General features: G+C 45.6%; 6 protein-coding genes. 3 read left to right on the top strand and 3 right to left on the bottom strand.

What is annotated here, in order from left to right; genetic code table 11:
• The first annotated feature begins 156 nt into the window (after nt 1-156).
• Complete coding sequence (locus AB4589_RS06485) at nt 157-777, top strand: LysE family translocator (protein WP_017101790.1); 621 nt, start codon at nt 157-159, stop codon at nt 775-777.
• A gap of 240 nt (nt 778-1,017) precedes the next feature.
• Here AB4589_RS06485 and AB4589_RS06480 read toward each other — a convergent pair whose 3' ends face one another.
• Nucleotides 1,018-3,045, bottom strand: a complete 2,028-nt coding sequence (locus tag AB4589_RS06480; protein WP_372099817.1) for a PhoX family phosphatase — start codon at nt 3,043-3,045, stop codon at nt 1,018-1,020.
• Nucleotides 3,046-3,297: 252 nt separating this feature from the next.
• Between AB4589_RS06480 and AB4589_RS06475 the strand changes: the two genes are divergently transcribed.
• Nucleotides 3,298-3,639: a YggL family protein gene (locus AB4589_RS06475; RefSeq protein ID WP_371709307.1), complete on the top strand. Its 342-nt coding sequence runs from the start codon at nt 3,298-3,300 to the stop codon at nt 3,637-3,639.
• Nucleotides 3,640-3,906: 267 nt separating this feature from the next.
• On the opposite strand, the gene AB4589_RS06470 is transcribed toward AB4589_RS06475, so the two are convergent.
• Complete coding sequence (locus tag AB4589_RS06470) at nt 3,907-4,362, bottom strand: hypothetical protein (protein ID WP_029222913.1); 456 nt, start codon at nt 4,360-4,362, stop codon at nt 3,907-3,909.
• A gap of 158 nt (nt 4,363-4,520) precedes the next feature.
• Nucleotides 4,521-5,450, bottom strand: coding sequence for a DMT family transporter (locus AB4589_RS06465; protein WP_371709308.1), 930 nt, complete (start codon nt 5,448-5,450; stop codon nt 4,521-4,523).
• Between the two features lie 149 nt (nt 5,451-5,599).
• On the opposite strand from AB4589_RS06465, the gene AB4589_RS06460 reads away from it, so the two are divergent.
• On the top strand, nt 5,600-6,058 hold the full coding sequence (locus AB4589_RS06460; RefSeq protein ID WP_102250017.1) for an Lrp/AsnC family transcriptional regulator: 459 nt from the start codon (nt 5,600-5,602) through the stop codon (nt 6,056-6,058).
• The last annotated feature ends 2 nt before the right edge of the window (nt 6,059-6,060 follow it).

The following is a 6,060-nucleotide window of genomic DNA, read 5'->3' as shown; positions in this document are numbered from 1 at the left end:
TTAAGTGAACGGCATTAACTGTTATGTGGCTCTTTTTGTTTGTATTGATCGCAATATTGTTTATTGTCATCACTGCTTCGTTTCAACCTCGCTTCATTTCAAGCCCGATCAAGAAACAAGAACTATTAAATAGAAATAAGTCGATAAGGTAATAATATGGATAGCGCACTACTTTGGGCTTTTATTCCCACGTTTTTCTTCGTGTCAATCACGCCCGGCATGTGTATGACTTTGGCGTTGACGCTAGGAATGAGTGTTGGATACAAGCGTACATTATGGATGATGATCGGTGAATTGGCTGGTGTTGCGGTGGTTTCTATTGCTGCGGTATTGGGTATTGCATCTATTATGTTGAACTACCCGTGGCTATTTACGGGCTTCAAATTTGTTGGTGCAGCTTACTTGTTCTATCTAGGCGTTCAGATGTGGCGTTCGAGAGGCAAACTGGCGATCAGCACTGACAACCAAACAACAAAAGTCAGCAATGATTGGGACTTGGTGGTTCAAGGCTTTGTCACTGCAATTGCGAACCCAAAAGGCTGGGCGTTTATGATTTCTCTGCTGCCTCCCTTTATTAACAGCAATAAAGACTTAGCGCCACAGTTGTTGATTTTAGTGTCGATTATTCTGTTTTCTGAGTTTGTTTGCATGACCTTATACGCGACAGGCGGAAAGAGCTTAAAGCATATGTTGGGCAAAGCCGATAACGTTAAGTTGATGAACCGTATTGCTGGCACGCTGATGATGGGCGTTGGTGTTTGGTTGTTCGTGAGCTAGCGATAATGGTTAGAGATCTCTGACTCAGTCGTTCCTCCTTCTCGAGGATGACGGTGCGTGATTTGGTTTGGGGTGAAGAGCAGTTTACAAAGTCGCAGATCATTAGTTGAATCAAAGATCGTATAGAATTTAAAAAAGAGCGATAGGGCATTTGGCCTTATCGCTCTTTTTTGATTTTACTTAACTAGCGAACAGAAACTAGATAACAGTAAGGTTGCTGATCTTAGGTAGATTTGCTTATTAAACCGCGATTTCACCGCCGTCTTCACGACGAATCACAACGGTAGATGCTCTTGGGCGAACATTGCCTTGAGTTTGTGCAGTTGCATCGTCTGATGATGGCCAGTTTGCAGGGTGTTGAATGTTCACGAATAGTGATTTGAAATCTGGGCTGATGGTAAAGCCAGTCACTTCACAACCGTTTGGCCCCACAAAGAAGCGTTTAAGCTGTGCTTGGTTATTTACGTCAATCACCGCGCTGTTGCCTTTGTCATCCGTTAACTGAGATGGAACAACAGCCAGCATTTGATCGTTGGTGTAGCCTGTAACTTCGTCTGCGCCGTTATCTGTTTGAATCCATAAAATACCACGAGCATCAAACGCTAAGCCATCAGGGCTCGCGAATTGGTTCATGTCTGTTAGACCTGAGCGGTTAATTGACTTGTCTTCCACTGCTGGAGAACCGAAGACAAAGATATCCCAATCGAACTCGCCTGCTGTTTTGCCTTCATCCCAACGAATTACATGACCGAACTTGTTGTCTACGCGAGGGTTCGCAGAGTTCGCTTCTTTACGCTTGTTGTTATTAGTCAGCGTAAGGTAAGCCGTCCCCGTCATTGGGTCAACAGAGCACCATTCAGGGCGATCCATTGGCGTTGCGCCTACAAGGTCGGCTGCGCCTGCTGTATTGATGATAAGCGCTGCTTGAGAATCAAATGAATCACCAAGTTTGCCGCCGTTCGTGGTCTTGCTACTCAGAGTTAGCGGTAGCCAAGTGCCTGAACCATCATCGTTGAACTTAGCCACATATAGTGTGCCTTTGTCCATGTACTTGTCACCCGCACTTAGACGGTTACTTGGCTCAGCGTCACGCGGGTCCCATTTCTCTTCAGAAACGAATTTGTACAGGTATTCAAAACGAGAGTCGTGGCCAGAATAGAACACGATTGGCTCGCCTTCGGTCAACTTACCAAACGTACAACCTTCATGACGGAAACAACCCAATGCTGAACGTTTCTTAGCGCGAGAGTTCGCTGTGTATGGGTCGATTTCAACAATGTAGCCGTGACCATGTGCTTCGTTACGGTAGTCATCAATCGGCGAATCAGCGCTTGGTGTTACGTCAAAGCGTGCAAACTCGTCTAAGCGTTCTTGTTGGTTGCCAGAAAGCGTGTCCCAACCGTAACGTGTTTTGTCGGTTGCGATGCCAATACGTTCTTGTGCTGGCGTTGTCTCGCCTTTATTAACAAAATAACCCGGCCAGTTCTCTTCACATGTTAGGAAAGTGCCCCAAGGTGTGTAGCCATTACCACAGTTGTTCAGCGTGCCGCGAGCTTGGCTGCCGTCTTGTGAGAATTTGGTTTTAGTAAACTCACTGTGAGCAACAGGGCCAGACAGGTCCATTACTGTTGCGCCTGTGTAGCGGCGGTTCAGTGGATCGTTATCGACCATCACCCATTGGTTGCCTTCAAGTTTTACTCGAACAACACTCACGCCGTGCGCGTTGATCTCTTTACGTACTTCATCAAGGCTAGGGCGAGCGCCTTCGTTGTATGTTGGGCCGTTGGCGTGCAGCGCTTTTTGGTCGATGTATTCGTGGTTGATCACCAACAAACCGTCGTTACTGTTGCCATCAAGCGGGAAGAAGTGCATGCCGTCGTGGTGCATGCCAAGTGAGTTCGCTTGATCTTGTGCATTGTTGGTTCCATCTTTTAACCAAGCCTTGCCTTGCTTGTTTAGTGGGGTACCCCAAGGAACCAATACTTGTGCTGTATAGCCTTTTGGTACGATGACACTGTCTGTCAAAGAGCCTTTAACCGATTCGAAGGCAAGTGTTGCGGTGCTTTTGTGCGCGCCCGTTGCTTGCATTGTCGTAGCGTTAGCCGTGCTGTGACCCGCTAAACCAAATGCGCCAAAGGCGGTCATTGCACTGATGCCAAGACCGCCTTTCAGAACGTTTCTTCTTGAAAGGTTCGCATCTAGAACTTCTTCGAAGGGCTTGTTGTTACTCTTGTTAAAACGAGTGCTATCAAATGTTTCCTTGCTCATCGGGACTGCTTCCTGTTGGCTGACTTTATTATTCGTTATTCACGTGTAACCAAGCTATTTCTAATGAGTTAATAGTTGGTTCAATGTGTGACCAATCGTGAAGCAGTTAAGTGACAGATTTTTATAGTTTTGATTAAGGTTTTGTTTCTGCAGCACGATTTTTCCCGTTAAGCCTCTCGTGTAATACAAAACTCTTGGGAATTAACGAGGAACTGTGTATAAATGCTTTATCAAACGAAAAGAGAGACAGTTATGAAATTAGATAAAATCGAAAACAAAAATCGTCGCCTACGCAAGAAATTATACCTAGGTGAATTCTCTATTTTAGGTTTTGAAGTAAGCTGCACGACTTCGATTGCTGATTTTGACCAATACGATGTGTTCATCGATGAATTTATCGATTTTATCGACAGCATCGGCCTGTGCTTTGGTGGCGGTGGTTTAGAGCTGTTCGAAGGTTTCTTATGTTGTATTGAGCGCTACCGTTCAGTGACAGAAGCAGAGCAACTGCAAGTAGCGCAGTGGCTTGAAGCTCGCGCAGAAGTAAGCAAAGTTGAAGTAAGCGAACTTGTTGACGCAAACTACGCATTCTAAATTGGTGTTGTTCGGCTAGCTCAGTTGGAAGCGAATAGAGCTTTCCTGAGAGAAGTTTTATACATCAGTGAAAGGCCCAGTCGGTATATCGATTGGGCCTTTTACGTTTGGTCAGCTCAACACCAGACCTCGGGTTTCGAGTGTTGTAGGTTTCTTCGATTTAGAACCTGTACGACTTGTCCAAGGGGGAGCGAGCAACTTGTTGGAGTGTTTGAAGCAGAATTGGAAATATGCGCTTTTTCAATTCGTCCCGTGACTTAGTGCTCTTTACTTAGCGTCGTTTTCTTCGTTCACTTTTGCATAGAAGTGCAGCAACTCTGTGAGCTCTTTAACCCAACCAAATGCTTCTGTCGGTGCTTTCGACAAAATCTTCTCGACTTTGTCACAGTGAGTTTCAAGGCTGATCGCTTGTTCAAGGTTGAACGACATTGCATAGAAGTGCCAAAGCAACAGTCGAGTCATGCGCTCGATGTTTTGCTGTGAGTTATCCGACTCACTAAACGCAAGATTCACTTCACTCAGCGCGATTGCTGTCATTCGCAGCATCGCATCAAACTTCGCTGATTGCATACGCTCTTCATTGGTCACTTCTTCCTGTTCGAACGTAAACAGTTCCGTCATTGCATCTTCAGGGACAAGGCGATGAATCATTCTTAAACTAAATTCTTCTAGTTCTTCACGAGGCATGTTGTTTAAGCAAGTTAAAGTGTAATCGCGTTGCATGGTGTTCTCTTGGATCTGCAAAAAGGTCAGACAGTTTAATGGAGAAGCGAGTTCAGAAAAAGCAGATTTTAGATAAGCCTACGTTTGTAGGCTTATCTATGTACTACAAGCCCTAAAATTGATGTTTAGGGAAACTGTATTTAGGTTTGAACGCAGTATCAGGCTTTGCTATGGCTTGGCGGTTGATATTGCATAGACTGGTCGTTTCTCATGAAAATGTTACTCGCGACCAAGCTGCCAATACAAATTGAACCAAGCGCTAACCAAGTCATCGTATCTGGAATCTCGTTAAACAGTGGGATCGCCAACAAAGTTGCAACGGCGGGTGTTGCACTGCCAAAGGCGGCTGAGCGCTCTGCTCCTAATGTATTGACAGCATAGAGATAAGTGAATGCCGCTATTAAGCCTGCACCGACGCCTTGCACCGCTGAATGTGCGGCAAGCTCTGTGACTGGCCATTGAGCAATTGGTGTGCTCATTAAATGGCTAGGGAGGGTTCCTGTAAGGATAAGGACCAGCAACAGCAAGGTGGAACAGAATGAGATAAAACCTGCACTCACGAGCGCATTAAGGTTGGCAACACGTGCTGAGATGGTAAAAGTCGCCCACATCAAGCTGCCAAACAAAAACAACACGTGACCTTTGGTATATTCAAAGTTGAAGCTGCTTAAGCTACTTCCCAGAAACAACAATATCCCAAGCGAAACCAGACCTAAACCAACGACACGGTGTCGGCTAAGCGGCTGCTTAAAAAAGAGTACCGCGATCCCTGTTACGAATAGAGGAAGCGTTCCCGGAACTAAAGCACTCCCGTGTGATACCGGAACGAACTGCATGGCTGTTCCTGCAACGAGTAAATAAGGTAACCCGCACCCCACAAACATACCGGCCAAGTATCGATTCGGGACAGCAGCGATCGTGCTACGTGCTTTCCACACCAAAGGTAATAGCGCCAATGCTGGTATGAGGAATCGAGTCAGTGCGATGTCTGCAGGTGTTAAGTCTGAATTTGCGCCGCCTTTAAGAGAAAGGAAAAAGCTCGCCCAGATGAGCAGAGTGACAATAATAGATAGGTAGCCAAGCTTCATAATAAACAAGGAAAGTGAATGATGATTAATTATGGGGTACTTGGTGTGCCATAGGTTGGCAAGTTTTGTTCTAACTTGAGTTGTAGTTGATGATTTCTGCTAATATCTTGCCAATTGTTAACGAATTTAACCAATAATTGGTATTTGCTATGGATAGGATTGATAGACATCTTCTTGAGTTGCTTCAGAAAGACGGCAGGCTAACCACCGCTGAGTTAGCTGATGAAGTTGGCTTATCGGCTTCACCGTGCGCGAGGCGCATCAAAAGACTGGAAGAAAAAGGGATTATTGATGGCTACCGTGTGAGCCTGTCACGGGAACAGGTCGGCATCGCAATGAGCGTGTTTGTTGAGGTGAGCTTGAACAACCACCAAGAAGTGTCGATTGATAAATTTGAAAGTGCGGTTGTCGAGATGGAAGAGGTCATCAGCTGCCACGTTGTATCTGGGGCTTATGATTACTTGTTAGAAGTTGTCAGCCCTAACTTGATGGCTTACGAAGCATTTACCAGAAAGCTACAGCGACTCTCCAACGTAAAAGACATACATACCCATCTTGCGATTAGGCAAGTGAAAGGCAATGCGCCACTTCCGGTTTATACGAGCTAACG

It is taken from the genome of Vibrio sp. 10N.222.49.A3 (assembly GCF_041475145.1).
Lineage (GTDB): Bacteria > Pseudomonadota > Gammaproteobacteria > Enterobacterales > Vibrionaceae > Vibrio > Vibrio tasmaniensis_A.
Note: the sequence above shows the minus strand (reverse complement) of the source record. Positions and strands in the feature narration are given on the sequence as shown.